Genomic DNA, 17074 nt, shown 5'->3' on the forward strand with positions numbered 1-17074 from the left:
ATCGATATTCAGAGTCCCTCCCCTACGAGCCGCTAGAAAACCGTCCGCACCCCGAACGTCAGCGTCCGTCCCGCCGTGATGCTGGTGAGGTCCACGCCGCGTTGCACATTGAGCAGGTTCTCACCGCCGGTCACGATGGACAGATCACCGCGCAGACGATACGTCACGCTGGCCCGCCACCGCGTGATCGGATCGTACGTCGTCCAGTAGTTCCGCAGCATCGGGCCCTCGAAGGTCGATGGCGACCCACTGACCTGCGCACCGGCATCGAGTGCGGAACCGATGCGCGCGCGATCGTAACCCACCCAGTCGGCGGCTCGCGTGGCGCTGGTGGCGAGCGTGAAGCGTCCCATGGGGTACGACGCCGACAACGTGACCGTGTTGGCCGGCACGTCGAACATGCGGTCTCCCTGACGCAGTTCGCCGTGATACCCATCGGCGAGACGCGCGACGCGGCTGTCCACAAATGACAGCGCGCCGGCCAGCGACAGATGCTGCACACGCGCCGTGCCTTCCAACTCCCATCCCCGGTTGGTGATCGCCCCGACGTTCTGCAGCGAATACGACATCTGTCGCTGCAGACGGCCATTGGCGCCGACCGTGGTCCGGACACTCGCCACCGGCTGGATGAGTCCCGAGGCGCGCTGATCGAAACGGGTCACATGCAACGCATATCGTGAACCGAACAGCACGTCGCCACCGAACTCCGTTCCCTGCTGCGATTCGGGCTGCAGACTGGTCATCACCTGCAACTGTCCGGCTCCCATCCAGGAACTGGTGCGCAGCAACGACCGCGCCGGACGGATGCCCCGGCCGAAGGCGCCACGCATCTTGAAGAGGGTGCCGCCGACCTCCTGCACGTAGGCGAGCCCCATCATGGGAAGCAGTGCGTTCTGGGCATTGAGCGTGGCCCCGGTGGTACGCTCCCCGCGCACACCGGCCGAGGCGAACCACCGGTCACGCCAGGCCAGCGTCCCCTGTGCCGAAACACCGCGACTGTCATACCAGGTCTGCTGGCGTTCGACCTGCGCTGATGTCCTCGTGATCCCCAGCAGATTGTTGCGCTCGATCGCCTGCGGCGCCGCCGTCTCCGCAGTGGAGACCACTTCGCGCGTCACCGACTGCTCGGCGGCAAACGTCAGCGTCAACAATGTCCGGGGCGTCATGTCGAAACGACCCACCGACCTGAGACGCAGCGTACCACGATCCCCCAGACTCTCCCCGTCGCCCGCCACGGCGGACAACGGTCCGGTCGCGGTGGTCGGCAATGCGTTCACGGACAATCCCTGCAGACGGAATCCGTCGACTCCTGCGATGACGGAGTGCGTCCAGTGCAGATCAGGCATGTACGAAGCGCTGCCGCCCAGCGTGTACTGCAACAACCGCTGTCCGGTAGCACTGTCCGCACCCGGGTTGTTGATCGGGGTCTGACGCACGGGGTCCGGCGACGCCGCCATGGACAACGCGGGCGTCAGGCCGGCGGGGTGGCGGTCGCCGTCGAGCTGCGCATTGTTCCTCGACAGCATGTTGGCACCGATTTCTCCTCCCATCGTGCCGCCGGGTGGATCGATCGGGCCACTGCTGGCATTGGCCCGCTGCAGGGAGAATCGTGCCGTGCCCGTCAGCACGGTGCGTGAACGCGCCAGGCGTCCGTCAGCGTCGGCCAGCAGACGTTGCTCGGAGGCACCCGGCACGTAGGCCCCGATAGTGCCCACATTGAGTCCCAGCCCCATACTGCGCGATGGTGTGCCGGCGCGGAACGAGATCGCATGATCCTGCACGAACGCATTGCGTGGCGCGAACTGCGTGGCCGATACCCCCGCCGACGTGGAGAGCTGCAGCTGCGGCCCTCCGGTCTCGGTGCCGTCGTGCCGGGTGAGGATGTTCACCACGCCGCTGATCGCATCGGCACCATACAGCGCCGCGCCCTGCGGACCACGAATGACCTCCACCCGGGCCACCCGTGAAGGATCGAGTTGGGTGACCAGCAGCGGATTCGCGACCTCGATGCCATCGAGATAGATCTTCGGCGCGGTCACCCCGAACGAACTCGCGCCGCGAATGCTGCCATACCGTGCGGATACGGAGCCGGCGCTTCCCGTCCATGTCCAGATGCCCGGCACCGCCAGATCGAGCGCTTCACCGAGCGTGGCCGCACCGTGCTGCGACAACGTGGTGCCCTCCACCACATCGAGCGCGAAGGGTGACCCGCGCTGCGGCGCACCATCGGGCGACCCGGTCACCACCACCCGATCCAGCACACTCGCGCGCCGCGAAGCTATCAGTGTTTCCGCCACCGCCTGGCGTGTGTGGGTCGGCGCAAGCACCACCTGCGTGCTGCCCAGTACGATGGGTCGCAACATGGACCCCGACAGCAGCGACTCGATCACCGCGCCCACGGGCACCCGGTCGAGCGTGAGACACACGCGACGATCGCCCGGCAGGAGATCGCTGCTGTAGGAGAGTTCGACCTTCGCGATGGAAGCGACCCGGTCGAGCGCATCGCGCACCGACAGATCGGTGAGCCGCACGTTCACGATGCGATCGAGCGGAGGCGCCCACTGTGCACTGCGATCATCGGGCGCGAGACGCGAGGTGCAGATCGGTTCGGCCGCGTGCAGCAACGCCGACGGGGCGCACAACAGCATGGCCGCTGTCGTCGCCCCCAAGGCCACCTGCTGCCTCATCCGGCTTCGCGTCATCCGATCGTCCCCAGACCAAGGGCCCTTCGTTCAGACACCGCGGTCATCCACCAGGTGCACATCCAGTGGCCCACCGCGGGCATATCCCTGCATACCGATCGCCCCCATTCATGGCGTCGCCGGCGGTGTGGCGCTCTGTGGCTGGAGCCACACCGTATCCCCGCGCTGCACCACCTCCGCGCCCAACGCCAGCGCGATCAGGCGAAGCACCTGCGCGGCCGAGTCGCCCTTGAACGAGGCCGTGAGCGTGCGACGCGCCAGCGCACTGTCGGTGATCTGCAGATCAACCCCATACCAGCGCTGGAGGTCCGCCTGCACTTCACCGATGGGAGCGTCCCGATAGGCCAGCTGCCCATGGGTCCAGGCGACGTCCTCATCCGTGACCACACCACGCGCCACCGCGACCTGACCATCCAGCAGCACGCCCCGGTCTCCCGCATGCAGTTCCACCGGCGCAACGGAGGGAGCCCGGGCCGTCGCGCCACCGGGAACGCCTCCGGCAGCGCTACCCACCGACACGATGCCGTGGGTGACGGCCACGGACACGGCGCCATCACGTCCGGTCTTCACACTGAAGGCGGTGCCGATATCGCGAATATCCGCTCCACCTGCATGCACCGTGAACGGCCGGGTGCTGTCGTGCACCACCTCGAAAAACGCCGCACCCTCCAGTGTGACGTCGCGGGCCCCCCTGTCGAACGAGGACGCCAGCACGAGTCGGCTGCCGGGCGCCAGCACCACCGTGCTGCCATCGGGCAGCCGGAGCGAATCGCGCTGCCCCACCGCCGTCTGGAACTCGCGGGGGGTCGTCTCGCCGCGTCCCCGGAACTGCGAGATGGCGATCACCGCCGCAAATCCCGCCGCCACGGCCATACCCACCATCCGCCAGCGCCGCGTCGGCGCGGCAGACGCCGCCGGTCGGGGCGCCGCCGTACGAGATGCCGCATGGAATGCCCCGCCCCGCTCCACGCGCAGATCGGGGCGGGCCGGCGTATCGGCGGCGATCCGCGCCCGCACCGCGGCCAGCGCGGCCTCCGTGTCGACCGCGACATCGGCCTGCTGCGTCAGCCGTTCGGCCCGCGCATTGACCAGCGAAACCAGCTCCGCCTCGCCGGGATGCGCGGCAAGCCACGCCTCCACGGCGGCCGCTTCGACGGCATCGCTCTCACCGGCGAGATAGCGACCGATCGCATCCCAATCGGCGTTCGCGTCGTCTGCTGGAACTGGACGGTTTTCCTCGGACATGCCCGGAAGACACTGTGGTCAGGAGGTACCCTACGTCGGCCTCGCACCCATCGGCCAGCCAATGCCCGGGCATTGACCTGATCGGGGTGCTCCCCGAAACTGACGGGCGCCGGTTTAGTATTTCAAGTATATCAGCGTAGGTCAGCGTACGCCGGCCACGGCGTGTTGCCGGTCTCACGAACGTTCCACGAACGTCTCACGTCCCTTCGCGCTCAATCCACTGCCCCCACGTGACCGACTCCGACGTGCTGGCCCGCCTGCGTGGCGGCGACCATACCGCGTTCGACGCGATCTTCCGGGAGTGGTATCAGCCGGTGGTGCGGGCGGCCAACCGCATCCTGCACGAGCCGGGCGTGGCCGAGGAGCTGGCGCAGGACGTCTTCCTCGAGCTGTGGCGTCGACGGGAAACGCTGCCCGATGGCAGCAGCATCCCCGGGTACCTCCTGCAGGCCGCACGAAACCGCGCTCTCAACCACCTCCGGCATCTGCAGGTGCGTCGCAAGACCCAGGTCTTCGTCGAAGCACTCAGTGAACCCGCCGAACAGGCCGACGCGGAAACGCAGGCGGCCGAACTGGATGTCGCCATCCGGGACGCCATCGCCGAGCTGCCCCCGCGCACGCGCGAAGTCTTCCTCATGAGCCGCGAGCGCAACCTGCGCTACAGCGAGATCGCCGAGGAACTCGGTATCACCGTCAAGGCGGTGGAAGCCAACATGAGTCGCGCGCTGCGGCAATTGCGCGAGAAGCTTTCGCCGTTTCTCGCGCGCGCCGATCGCTGACGTATTGGCGATCGATCACTGCTGCTTCACTCGGCTCCGCAATGGCATCACCGTGTCATACACCACGACCGTCGGGGCGTCGAGATCATCGTACTCCAGAGAGATCATGCCACCATCGGACATGAATGCGACCGGATTGCTCCGACCGATGCGAACCCATCCCCGGTATCCCGTCTGGAGTGAGTAGACATCGGCGATGCGCTCGCCGCCGATGGGCCCGGTCCGCAATGCCCAGACGGTGCCGTCCGGATGGAGGATCAGCCGGGCATACGGTCGAAGAAATCGGGCGAGTGTCGCTTCCCTCATCAGGTCGCTGGTGGAGACGGAACAGGGTCGCGTCCCCACGTAGATGGTCTGACTGTCTCCCAGCACACGGATCGCCATCGCCGCATCCAGGCGGACGGCGCTCCTCCCGCTGGACAGCACACGCCGGCCGCCCGAGTGCGGATACAGCGTGATCGCATACGCGGTGTCGCTGGCCACCGCCACCATCTCCGCGTTGCCACCGGAGACGAGGATGGGGCTGAGTAGCGGCGCCGACGTCTGTTCCACCAGGCCACACCGCTCGTACGTGCGCACCGGACGACGGGGAGCGGGAGGTGCCACGACGATGCGCTGCCGAGCCTCCCCACTCGCGCCGATCACGACATCCGTATCGCCAACCGTCGCTTGCAGCAGCACGCGTTGTGCACCCGCCGAGAGAAGCTGCTGTACCGTTCCCATCCCCCGCGTCGGTTGTTCGGGGAGCACCTGCGCCTGCGGACCGAAGAACACCAACGCGCGCTTGCCGTTGTCGGCTACGACCACCCCGCCCTCGGCCGTCGTACCGATGGCCGTGGCCCGCACGATTTCACCGGGGCCACGACCGTTCCGCCCGAAGGTGGCCACCCGTGCCCCCCTGGCGTCGTATCGATAGACACTGTTACTCGCACGATCGAGGACATACAGGTTCCCCGCGCGATCCGCGGCGATGTCCTTGGCAAAAAGGCTGGGTGGCGTGAAATCGCCGTTTGTTCCCCCGATGGCGAATCGCTTCCTGAACGAAATGGTCATGCTGGTGTCCGCAGATTTCTGCGCCACGCCAATTGCCGGAAACAACGGCAGGAAGAACAGAGGCATCCAGATGCGATACATCACGATGCGATACATCATGCCGCCCCCCCACCGGATTATTTGAGGCGTATCCCCACCCGATGCGACACCGGACGCCCGCCACGCATCGGTTCCATCGCATAGTCGAACGAGAAACGATCGACGGTCACGCCCAGGCCGGCCGTGACCAGGGACTCGTCACGCTCGCGCGGCAGACGCAGTCCGCTGCGCACCAGGATGGACACCCCTTCGATGGGTACGTAGCCCAGCTCCACACCACCGGCGGGACGCACGAACCAGTCGTCGCCTTCCACCGTGAGCTGCGCCTGCATGCCGAGATCCCAGTACTCCCACTGCGACATCGAGCCGCCCCACCCCACACCGATGCGACGCGGCATCGCGGCTTCCACTCCACCCAGGCGCGGACCCGCACCAAGATTCTGCGCCGTGATGGCCAGCGTGGCCGGACCGAGCGGCCGGCTGAAGCCCACGTCGAATGCCACTGTGCCATCGGCCATTTCCCTCAGCCGATCCTCGGCGTACTTCACCGCGGCACCAAGACGCAGGCCCTTGATGGTGCGCGCGAGTCCCAGCGTGAACGCACTGCTCGCCGCCTCGCTGCCCGCGCGCGGTGTATCGGCGAGATGTGTGGTTCCGAACCGCACGGCGTTGTCGTATCGCGCAGCAGGCGTCTGCCATCGCAACGCCTGCGCGCCGATGCCCACCGTGATCGAGCCCACAGTGGTCACGGTGGCCATCGAGCCCGCGGTCGCGGCGGATCCATACCGTTGCATGGACAGCGACAGACCACGCGCCGACGCCAGCATGCCCGGGTTGTAGAACAGCACATCGGCATCGTTGGCGGCGAGACCGGCATTGGCCATGCCGAGCAGGCGCGCGCTCGCCGGCACACGCAGCACCAGCGGGCCTTCCACGATGGATTGCGCGGCGACCTGCGTCGGCGCGCCCAGTGTCATCATGCATATCGTGAGGATCACGAAGATCCCGGTCATCGCCGATCCTGGCGATGTACCGGCCGATGCCTTGCGAATTCGAAGAGTCATGCGTCAAATGAACGCCATGTCCCGCCCACTCGCCAGCGGATCGCACGCCGACTGGCGTCTCGGTCCCAATGTCCCGCACTCACGTCATCCCTGGCTGCAGCGTCTCGGCACATGGTGGATGCGCCGGACCGGCTGGCGTTTCGAGGGACAGATGCCCGATCTGCCGAAATTCGTCGTCATCGTCGCACCGCACACGTCCAACTGGGACTTCATCGTCGGCCTCGCGGCCAAGTGGGCGCTGGGGTTCGGGACGAGCTGGTGGGGCAAGGCGTCCCTGTTCCATCCCCCGCTGGGCTGGTTCATGCGGGCCATCGGCGGCATTCCGATCGACCGCCACAACAAACACAACGTGGTGGAGCAGACGATCGCCGAATTCGCCAGGCACGAACGTTTCGTGCTCACACTCGCGCCTGAAGGCACGCGCAAACAGGTGGACCAGTGGCGCAGCGGATTCTGGCATGTGGCCAGGGGCGCCGGCGTGCCCATCTGCTGCGTGGCGTTCGACTGGGGCCGACGCGTCATCCGTCTTGGACCGACCGTGCCCGCGGATTTGGCCGACGCAGACGCCGGCATCGCACACATCCGCGCATTGTATGCAGACGTGAGCGGTCGGTGTCGCTGATCCGAAACGCTGAACCCGGCAGCGCTGATCCGGCGTCGCTGATCCGGCCATCGGAACCGGAGGCGGGACCCGTGCAGGAGCGACGTCGCCTCAAAAACATGACGGAAACGTCATATTGAGTGACAGCTTCCCCTTCCCTCCGCCACGCCCCGGACGGATCTTTGGGGTATCCCTCACGGAGAGATTTGCATGCGTGTGACGACTGTCGGCGTGGTGGGCGCCGGCGCCATGGGCAGCGGCATCGCCGCGCTCGCGGCGTCCGCGGGCTGCCGTGTCGTGTTGCTGGATATTCCGGGCGACGCCGATCCGAAGTCCCCCAATCGCAGTGCCCCGGCGCGCAATGGGCTGCAGAAGGCCATCAAGAGCAAACCGGCGTCGTTCATGGACGCCGCGGCCGCGACCCGTGTGCGCACCGGCAACACCGAGGATCATCTCGCGTGGCTCGCCGACTGCGACTGGATCTGCGAGGCCATCATCGAGCAGCCCGAACCCAAGCAGCAGTTGTTCGCGCGCATCGAGCCGCTCATGAAACCCACGGCCATCGTCTCCTCGAACACCTCGGGGATTCCGATGACCGTGCTGCTCGAAGGTCGTGGGGAGAAGTTCAGGCGCCGGTTCCTCGGCACGCACTTCTTCAATCCGCCACGCTACATGCATCTGCTGGAGATCATTCCCACACCGGACACCGATCCGGCGGTGATCGGTGCGATGCGGGAGTTCGCGGAACGCACGCTGGGCAAGGGCATCGTCATCGCGAAGGACGTGCCCGGCTTCATCGCCAACCGCTTGGGCGTATACGGCATGGTGAGTGCGATGCGCCGCATGCAGGAGCACGGGCTCACGATCGACGAAGTGGACGGTCTCACGGGTTCACTCATCGGACGGGCCCGCACGGCCACCTTCCGTACCGGCGATCTCTCCGGACTCGATGTGCTGGCGCACGTCACCACGGGCATCGGGTCGGCCACGGGCGAAGACTTCGCCTTGCCCGGGTGGATGCTCACCGAACTCGTGGGCAAGGGGAAACTGGGCGACAAGACCGGCGGCGGTTTCTATCAGAAAACGAAGGACGGCACGCTCACCTTCGACTGGAAGACCGCGCAGTACGTGCCGCAGCAGCGGCTCGAGGGCGGCGATATCGGTCAGGCCATCCGTATGCCGATCGCACAACGCCTGCCGGCCGCGAAGGCCCTGCCCGGTGCGCAGGGCGCATTCCTGCGCGATCATCTCGTCGACACCGCGCACTACACCCTCACCCTCGCGTCACAACTGGCGCACGACCTCGTCGCCATCGATCGCGCGATGGAGTGGGGCTATGGCTGGGAGGCCGGTCCCTTTCAGATCATGGATGCGCTGGGACTGGACTGGCTGCGTGAGGAGTTCCGCGCGCACGGGCTCGACATGCCCGCATTGCTCGAGCAGGCACAGGGCGCGTTCTACAAGAACGGCGAGTATCTCACGTTCGAGGGCACCTACGAGCCCGTGCCGCCCATTCCCGGACGCATCTCGCTGGCGGCGCTCGCGCAGAGCGGTCGGGTGCTCGAAGACAATGGCCTGTCGCGGCTCATCGATCTGGGCGACGGCGTGGCATGCTTCGAATTCCGCTCGAAGATGAACAGTCTGGGCAGCGGCGTGCTGGAAGGACTCGAGAAGGCGCTGCGCAAGATCGAGAAGCTGGGTTTCAACGGGCTCGTCATCGGCAACGAAGATCCGCGGGCGTTCAGCGTCGGTGCCGACCTGTCGCTCGTGTCGTTCGCGATTTCGGCTGGTGCATGGGACGACATCGCCGTCTCGTGCAAGGCGTTCCAGGATGCCGTGATGTCCATCCGTCGGGCGCCGTTCCCGGTGGTCGTGGCACCGGCAGGTATGACGCTGGGCGGCGGCACCGAGTTCACATTGCACGCCGATGCGGTGCAGGCCCATGCGGAGACGTACATGGGACTCGTGGAAGCGGGTGTGGGTCTCATTCCCGGCGGCGGTGGCACCAAGGAACTGCTGGTGCGTTTCACCGGTGAGCTGCAGCAATACGAGGAAGTCGATCTCTTCGCAGCGGTGAAGAAGGCGTTCAAGCTCATCGCGTTCGCCACCACCAGCACGTCGGCACCGGACGCGCGTGCCCTCGGTTTCCTCAACGCGCGCGACCGCATCAGCATGAATCGCGATCATCAGATCGCCGACGCAAAACGCCGGGTGCTCGATCTCGCACCGGGATATCTGCCGCCCATCGAACGCACGGTGCGCGCACTGGGTCGCGAGGGGCTGGGCAATCTCGAATATGCCCTCTGGGCCGCGCGCGAAGCCGGACAGGCCAGCGCGCACGATGTGCGGGTGGGCCGCGCCGCGGCGTACGTGTTGTGCGGCGGCGACGGCGCGGCGCGTGATGTGACCGAACAGGATCTGCTCGACCTCGAGCGCGAACAGTTCCTCAGTCTCCTGGGCACCAGGGAGACGCAGGAACGCATCGCCTACACCCTCAAGACCGGCAAACCGCTGCGCAACTGAGCGCGAGGAGATACGAGCAATGACCGAGGTCGTGATCGTCAGCGCTGCCCGCAGCGCCGTGGGCCGGGGCAAGGCCGATGGGGCACTGGCGGCAGTACATCCGGTGGATCTGTCGTCGACGGTGATGAAAGCCGCCATCGACCGGGCGGGGATCGATCCCGCCATCATCGAGGACGTGCAGTGGGGTTGTGCGATGCCCGAGGCATCGCAGGGCCTCAATCACGCGCGTCTGGCGTGGTTGCGGGGCGGGTTTCCGGTAAGCACCGCGGCCGCCACCATCAATCGTTTCTGTTCATCGGGACTGCAGTCGGTGGCCTATGCGGCCCAGGCCATCATCGCGGGTCAGGGCGACGCGGTGATGGCGGGTGGCATCGAGATGATGTCGCAGGTGCCGATGTCGGGATACAATGCGCGGCTCTCGCCCGATATCACCGAGTCGTACATCGGCATGGGCTTCACCGCCGAACGGGTGGCCAAGCGCTGGGAGATCTCCCGCGAACAACAGGATCAGTTCGCGTACGACAGTCAGCGCAAAGCGGCGGCCGCACTGGCCTCGGGTGTCTTCGCGCCGGAGATCGTGCCCATCACCATACCACGCTACACGTGGAACGGCGCCGAGAAGACGGTGACGGACGTGGTGTTCGACGTGGACGAATGTCCGCGGGCCGACACCACGCTCGAAGGGCTGGCCAAACTGCGACCGGCGTTCGTGCCCACGGGTTCCGTCACGGCCGGCAATGCGAGCCCCTACTCCGATGGTGCGGCGGCCGTGCTGGTGATGAGTGCCGATCGTGCACGTGCGCTTGGTCTGACTCCACTGGCCCGCTTCGTGAGTTTCGCCGTGGCCGGTGTCGACCCCGACATCATGGGTGTGGGTCCCATCAAAGCGGTGCCCAAGGCGCTCGCCCGCGCGGGGCTCACGCTGGCCGATCTCAAACTGATCGAGTTCAACGAAGCCTTCGCCGCGCAGGCGCTGGCCGTGATCAAGGAGCTCGACATGCCCACCGACATCATCAACGTGAACGGCGGCGCGATCGCACTGGGCCACCCGCTCGGTGCCACCGGCGCCAAGCTCACCACGCAGCTCGTGCACGAACTGCACCGCCGTGGCGGTGGCTACGGCATGGTCACCATGTGCATCGGCGGAGGAATGGGAGCGGCGGGAGTCTTCGAGGTCTATTGAACTACGGGGGGGGACTACGGAACGACGGGAGCTGGAGGAACGGGAGCTGGCGGAACGGGAGCTGGAACGACGGGAGCTAGAGTAACGGGACCCGTCGTTCCAGCTCCCGTCGTTCCAGCTCCCGTAGTCCCAGCTCCCGTAGTCCCAGCTCCCGTCGTTCCGTAGTCCCCCCGTAGTTCACGCCAGGTACCCTCCATCCACCATGTACACCCCTCCCGTGCAATACGCCGCGGCGTCCGACACGAGGAACAGGGCCAGCCCCGCCACGTCCTGGGGTTCCCCGATGCGACGGATGGGCTGACGTCCGAGCAGTTGCGTGGCCATCTCGTCGTCCTGCCAGAGCGCCTGCGAGAAACGCGTCCGGATGAGACCGGGGCAGATCACGTTGGCGCGAATGCCGTCGGCTCCCCACTCCTGCGCCATCACCTTGGTCATGGAGATGAGCGCTGCCTTGCTCATGCTGTACAACCCGAGGCCCGGCTCGGGCGTGATGCCCCCGATGCTCGAGATATTGAGCACCGCTCCGCCGCCCCGGTCCACCATCACCGTGTGCGCGGTGCGGCATAGTTCGAGCGGGCCTTTCACGTTGACCGCAAAGATCTTCTCGAACACCTCCTCACTCGTCTGCTGCAACGGTCCGAACACCGGATTCGTGGCCGCGTTGTTCACGATGATGTCGATGCCGTCGAAACGCTCCACGGTGCGCGCCGCGAGTTCATGCGCATCTGCGGCCTTGCCCATGTTGGCGGCCAGCCCCGCCACGTCGCGTCCCTCGGCCTGCAGACTGCGCACCACGTGCTCGACATGCTCCGTCTTGCGACTGGAGATCATCACCCGCGCACCGGCGCGCGCCAGCGACGTGGCAATCGCCAGTCCGATACCGCGGGTACCACCCGTCACGATGGCCACCTTGCCATCGAGACGGAGCCGCGCCGCAACATCGGCGTCAGGTGCAGGCAACGGTTCGTGCGACAGCGTCATGCGATCCTCGTGTGATCCGGACGTGATCGGAGGTGATCCTGCGGAAGAAGACATCGGCAGAAAACATCGACTGTGGTTCGGGCCCCGATCGAATGACCACCGGATGACGATCAGGTGCCGATCGCACACTACCGATCGAGACGCACCACCCGCTCGATCGGCGGCATCACGATCCGGCCGTTCATGCGCTCGAGATGCTGCATCACGAGATCGGCCGTCCGCGGGATGCTCGCGGGAGTCTGCTCGTACGCCGCACACGCCGCGGCGGCTTCCGGGATACGATAGCCATCGCCGCTCCGGCACGCCGGATACGTCACGAACGTCACCCGCAGCGTATCGGCGGGCCGGATGACCCGTCCATCGTCCCGCGTGATCGGCCCGATCACCCGCGCCCCACTCGGCTGTCGTGCGTCGAAACGAAAGCGTACGCCACTCACCTGCGGATAGGGTCCGCCACCGAGTGCCCCCAGACGGATCCCCGTTTCGATCAGTTCGCGGAGCCGCGCACCGGTGAGCGGGAACGTGATGGCCCGCGTTTCGTCGGCGAACAGGAACACGCCTTCGATCATGTGGCGCGTGATCGGACCGGCCGGCATGATGTCGTCGAACCGCAGAGCACCGGAGTTGATCATGGCGACATCGGCCCCGGTGCCGGCGCGCATGGCGTCCACGATCATGTTGCCGAAACGGCTCTCCCGCTTCGAGATGGAGTCGATCGCATTGATCGGCTCCGGTGCGATGCCCAGCACGCGGTCGGGACCGATCCGGCGATTCAATGTGTCCCGCCAACGCACGACCGAGGCCTGTGTGGCCGGATCGTCACGCATGCCGGGTCCGATGCGGATCTCCTGGTCCTGTATGCTCCAGCCGGTCGCCGAACGCGTGAACGTCACCAGATACACCGTACGCACGTTCGACACCGCCTTCACGATCACACGTCCGTTCTGCGCCAGACGCCGGCCATCGTGATCGTGCCCGCCCAGAATGGCATGAATGCGCGGCTCGTTGCGCAGCGTAAGCGAATCCTGATACATCAGGCGGTGCGTGAGTCCCACCACGAGATCGGCACCCTGCTGCTGCAACGTGTCCACCAGCACCGTCGTCGCCGAATCGGCATTCCGGCAACGGACATAACTCGGATACTCGAGCACGATGTTCGTGCTGAAGATCCCGACCTTCACGCCCGAGACCCGCACCGTGTCCCAACCGCGCACGCCGGGAAACGGTGTGCCGTTCGCCTCGGTGCAGTTACCGGACACCCACCGGAATCGCGATTCACCGAGTCGTGCCAGCAGATTGGCCCGCGATCCATCGAACTCGTGATTGCCCAGCGCCGCCAGATCGAGACGCGCGGCATTGAAGCCGTCCACCATCTGGGCGCCACCGTACCACTTGCTGAGCACACTGGGCGAGAGCACATCGCCGGCCAGCACGAACAGCACCCGGGATCGGGTCGCCTGTTCGATGGAATCGCGAAGCGCCGCCACGCGGGCGAGGCCGCCCGTGCCATCGCGCAACGTGTCGGTGACGTACACATCGTTGGCGAGCAGCATGCGCACCACGGCGGGCCCGTTCGCCACACCCGCGTCAGCGACTTCCTGGCCCGCCGCCGCACCTCGCGCGGGCCTCGTCGGTATGGCCTCCATACCACCCGCCCCACCACCGCCCGCACCGCCACTGCGGCACGCGACAGCCACGGTCACCGGGAACGCGGCCAGCAGCGCCCATCGCGAGACCCTGGCGTGTCGCAACCACGGCATTAGACGATCGTCCCGGCGTCCACGCCCCGAATGGCAAACACCCGCGCCACGGCCTGTTCGATCTTGTTGTTCGGCGTGCTCGCGCCCGCGGTGATCCCCACACGCAGCGCGCCGTGCGTCGGCAACCAGGGTTCAGCCGAATCCTCGTGGTGCACCGGCCCGATGCGCCGATAGTGCACGCGGTTGCTCTCCACGTCGATCTCATCGGGATCGGCGATGTGATACGTCGGCACCCGCTCGGCGCACAACGCCGCCAGCGAGATCGTGTTGCTCGAGTTGTAGCCGCCCACCACCACCATGAGATCGATCGGCTCGCGCAACAGTTCCATCACCGCGTCCTGCCGGTCCTGCGTGGCACTGCAGATCGTATCGAACGTCCGGAAGTGCTCCGCGCGATGAGCTTCGCCATAGGCGCGGGCCATCGATTCGCCCACCGCGGCGCCGATGGCCAGCGATTCGCGCGCCAGCATGGTGGTCTGGTTGGCCACACCCACCCGTTCGAGATGCACATCGGGATCGAATCCGTCGCTCGCCGCCTTCGAGAAGCGTTCGAGAAACGCGGCCCGGGACAACGCCGGCCGGCGCGGTTCGATACCGGCGCGCGCTTCGAGATAGTCCATGACCAGCTCGGCTTCACTCATGTCCCGCACCACCAGGTACTGACCGCCGGCGTACTTCTCCACCTGCGACGCCGTGGCCCGTGTCTCCTCGTGGTAGTACTTGCCATGGATCAGCGAGGTGAACCCGTCGCGGGCATACGCCTCCACACGCTTCCACACATTGAGCACCGAACCACAGGTGGTGTCCACCACCACACAGCCGAGCTCCCGCAACGTCTGGAAGTCCTGGATGGTGACCCCGAACGCCGGCAGGATCACCACGTCCTGCGGCTGAACGGCTGCATAGTCGAACCCCTTGCCCTTGGCCGCGAGAAACACCACGCCCATCTCGTGCAGCTTGGCGTTGACGTGCGGATTGTGGATGATCTCGCCAGCGAGGAAGATGCGGCGTTCCGGGAATTTCCGTCGGGTCTGGTACGCATAATCGACGGCCCGCTCCACTCCGTAACAGAACCCGAATTCCCGCGCCAACCGGATCGTGGTCTCCCCGGCCGTGAGCACATAGTCGCGTTCCCGCAGCAGATCCACGAGATGGCCGGTGTAATCGGCCGCGAGCGTCTCCTGCACCTCCGCCTTGAGTCCGAACCCTTTGCGGATGTAGCGATTGGCGCTGCCGGCCTGGGCACCGGGCGTGTCACCGGCTCCGGGCGCGGCAGCGTGCGCCGTACCGCGCGCGGCATCGGCACCGACGGGAGGCACCGACGTTTCTGACGGGGAATTCGACATCCTGAAAATCTAGCGTCCGGATGGGTTCCGACCCATCATGGCCGGTGACACGGCAGCGATGTCCGTGACCACGCTGTGACCGCCGTACGGGTTTCCCCTCTGGCCGAATCGGCGACTTCCATGCACCGTCAGGGTATGTACCGGTCGATCCTCGTTCCCTACGATGGTTCCGCGCCTTCCGCGCGGACCCTGCCGCTTGCCGCGGCCATTGCGCGCCATACCGGCGCTTCCGTGCGCGTGGCCATCGTGCACGATCCCAGCACCTACATCCCCTTCGTGCCAGGGGAAGTCGCCATTCCGGTGTACGATCAGGAACTCGTGGCCACGCACCGTCGGCACGATCAGGAACTGCTCGACGCGGCGGTCGCCCAGTTTGCTGCGGCGGGTGTGAATGTCACCGGTGCGCTGCTCGAGGGCACCATCGTGGAGGCGCTCGAGGAGCATGCGCAGCAGATCGGCGTCGACCTCACGATCATGGGCACCCATGGCCGGAGCGGCTTCGAACGTCTGCGGCTGGGCAGCATCGCCACGGCCTATCTCACCCGCGCCACCATGCCGGTGCTGCTCGTGCCGGGCGCCGAGTCCTACACACCGGGTGAGCTTCCCACCGGCCCTCTGCTCTGCCCGCTGGACGGTTCGCCGTTCGCCGAGGAGATCCTGCCGCATGCACGCACTTTTGCCGAGGCCATCGGCACGCGACTGCACCTGATCGGTGTGGCCGTGCCCCACGCGATTCCGATGGCGCCGTTCGGCGCCGAGGCTCTGCTGGCCGATGGACAGGCCATCGAAGCCGAGACATCGGGCCGCAAGGAATATCTCGCGCGGATTGCCGCCGACTGCCCGAGCGGGACCACGTGGTCGGCGATCAGCGACATGAGTGTGGCGCGTGCCATCGAGGACGCCGTAAAGGACCTGCAGGCCGGCGCCGTGTCCATGGCGACCCACGGACGCGGGGGGTTCAAGCGCCTCGTCCTGGGTAGTGTCACCGACGAAGTGTTGCGTAGCGCCGAGGTCCCGGTGCTGGTCTTCCGCCCGCAGCACTGAGACAACATTTGAAACCGTTCTGAATCAGCGGTGGACGCGGTTCCTCAGGGGACGGCGTCGAACAGTGCTGGCGTCAACCAGGGCGCCAGCGCGTACGCCACCATTGGTTCGTAGGCGCGCTGACGGTCGACCAGCCCCGCGGTGAGGATGCCCACGGCACCGCGGCCTTGTTTGGTCCCGACCTCCTGGGCCACCGCATCCATCGCGTGCCCGAGTTCCTCACCGGCGCGGATGCGCATCGCCACCACCTCGGGCAGTGGCATCGACATCGAACCGCCCAGGCCTTCGCGGTTTTCTCCATCCACGACCACCGCCCAGGCACACGTGCGCATGCGGCCGTCGGCCATCACCACGATGCCCCCTTCCAGGCCGACACCCAGCGTGCCCGCGCCGTCCACCAGCGCCAGCCGGGCACGTTGCCGCGCCCCTTCCTGCGTTTCCTCGTCGCCGAAGGGCTGATCAGGCACCCCACTCGGCACGGCAACTCCCACCACCTCGGCATCGGGGGTCAGTTGCGAGACGATGGCCCGCACCGCCGCGATCTTGACCGGATTGGTGGACCCTACCACGACACGACGAAAGAGATCGGACACGGCGACGAACGGGAGAAAGCGTAGGCGAAAGCCGGGACTTTTGTGGCTGCTTGCTCGCAGCCACGTGCACGAGTATACGCTCGAGTATAAGCTTAACGGACGTACGGACGTCCACCGAAATGGGCGTTCCCCGGTTATTTCCGGTTATCTCCGCAGGCATT

The 17074-nt window shown here is 66.5% G+C and carries 13 protein-coding genes; 5 read left to right on the forward strand and 8 right to left on the reverse strand.

Annotated features, from left to right (window positions below; all coding sequences use genetic code 11):
- Positions 1-32: 32 nt before the first annotated feature.
- On the reverse strand, positions 33-2702 hold the full coding sequence (locus WG208_RS02470) for a TonB-dependent receptor (protein WP_337169729.1): 2670 nt from the start codon (positions 2700-2702) through the stop codon (positions 33-35).
- Between the two features lie 108 nt (positions 2703-2810).
- Complete coding sequence (locus WG208_RS02475) at positions 2811-3947, reverse strand: FecR domain-containing protein (protein WP_337169730.1); 1137 nt, start codon at positions 3945-3947, stop codon at positions 2811-2813.
- Positions 3948-4177: 230 nt separating this feature from the next.
- Here WG208_RS02475 and WG208_RS02480 point away from each other — a divergent pair, with 230 nt between their 5' ends.
- Complete coding sequence (locus WG208_RS02480; protein WP_337169731.1) at positions 4178-4726, forward strand: RNA polymerase sigma-70 factor; 549 nt, start codon at positions 4178-4180, stop codon at positions 4724-4726.
- Between the two features lie 15 nt (positions 4727-4741).
- Here the strand turns inward: WG208_RS02480 and WG208_RS02485 are convergent, their stop codons facing one another.
- Complete coding sequence (locus tag WG208_RS02485) at positions 4742-5878, reverse strand: hypothetical protein (RefSeq protein WP_337169732.1); 1137 nt, start codon at positions 5876-5878, stop codon at positions 4742-4744.
- Positions 5879-5895: 17 nt separating this feature from the next.
- On the reverse strand, positions 5896-6831 hold the full coding sequence (locus WG208_RS02490; protein WP_337169733.1) for a hypothetical protein: 936 nt from the start codon (positions 6829-6831) through the stop codon (positions 5896-5898).
- Between the two features lie 67 nt (positions 6832-6898).
- On the opposite strand from WG208_RS02490, the gene WG208_RS02495 reads away from it, so the two are divergent.
- The 3 genes from WG208_RS02495 to WG208_RS02505 all read left to right on the forward strand — a co-directional run bounded on the left by WG208_RS02495 (position 6899) and on the right by WG208_RS02505 (position 11189).
- The gene (locus tag WG208_RS02495) at positions 6899-7504 is read left to right on the forward strand and encodes a lysophospholipid acyltransferase family protein (protein WP_337169734.1); all 606 of its coding nucleotides are present in this window, start codon (positions 6899-6901) and stop codon (positions 7502-7504) included.
- 189 nt (positions 7505-7693) lie between these two features.
- The gene (locus WG208_RS02500) at positions 7694-10006 is read left to right on the forward strand and encodes a 3-hydroxyacyl-CoA dehydrogenase NAD-binding domain-containing protein (RefSeq protein WP_337169735.1); all 2313 of its coding nucleotides are present in this window, start codon (positions 7694-7696) and stop codon (positions 10004-10006) included.
- 19 nt (positions 10007-10025) lie between these two features.
- A complete protein-coding gene (locus WG208_RS02505) occupies positions 10026-11189 on the forward strand; it encodes a thiolase family protein (protein WP_337169736.1) in 1164 nt (387 codons plus the stop codon).
- 177 nt (positions 11190-11366) lie between these two features.
- Here WG208_RS02505 and WG208_RS02510 read toward each other — a convergent pair whose 3' ends face one another.
- The 3 genes from WG208_RS02510 to WG208_RS02520 form a co-directional block, all read right to left on the reverse strand.
- Complete coding sequence (locus WG208_RS02510; RefSeq protein ID WP_337169737.1) at positions 11367-12170, reverse strand: SDR family oxidoreductase; 804 nt, start codon at positions 12168-12170, stop codon at positions 11367-11369.
- 128 nt (positions 12171-12298) lie between these two features.
- The gene (locus tag WG208_RS02515; protein WP_337169738.1) at positions 12299-13930 is read right to left on the reverse strand and encodes a 5'-nucleotidase C-terminal domain-containing protein; all 1632 of its coding nucleotides are present in this window, start codon (positions 13928-13930) and stop codon (positions 12299-12301) included.
- Entirely contained in the window at positions 13930-15276 is a 1347-nt protein-coding gene (locus WG208_RS02520) for a 4-hydroxy-3-methylbut-2-enyl diphosphate reductase (protein WP_337169739.1), read from the reverse strand. The genes WG208_RS02515 and WG208_RS02520 overlap by 1 nt, the downstream gene beginning before the upstream one ends.
- Positions 15277-15411: 135 nt before the next feature.
- Between WG208_RS02520 and WG208_RS02525 the strand changes: the two genes are divergently transcribed.
- A complete protein-coding gene (locus tag WG208_RS02525; protein ID WP_337169740.1) occupies positions 15412-16320 on the forward strand; it encodes a universal stress protein in 909 nt (302 codons plus the stop codon).
- A gap of 44 nt (positions 16321-16364) precedes the next feature.
- Here the strand turns inward: WG208_RS02525 and yjjX are convergent, their stop codons facing one another.
- Positions 16365-16913 carry an inosine/xanthosine triphosphatase gene (gene yjjX, locus WG208_RS02530; RefSeq protein WP_337169741.1) on the reverse strand — a complete coding sequence of 183 codons (549 nt, stop codon included), beginning with the start codon at positions 16911-16913 and terminating at the stop codon, positions 16365-16367.
- Positions 16914-17074: the final 161 nt, after the last annotated feature.

It is taken from the genome of Gemmatimonas aurantiaca, from assembly GCF_037190085.1.
Lineage (GTDB): Bacteria > Gemmatimonadota > Gemmatimonadetes > Gemmatimonadales > Gemmatimonadaceae > Gemmatimonas > Gemmatimonas aurantiaca_A.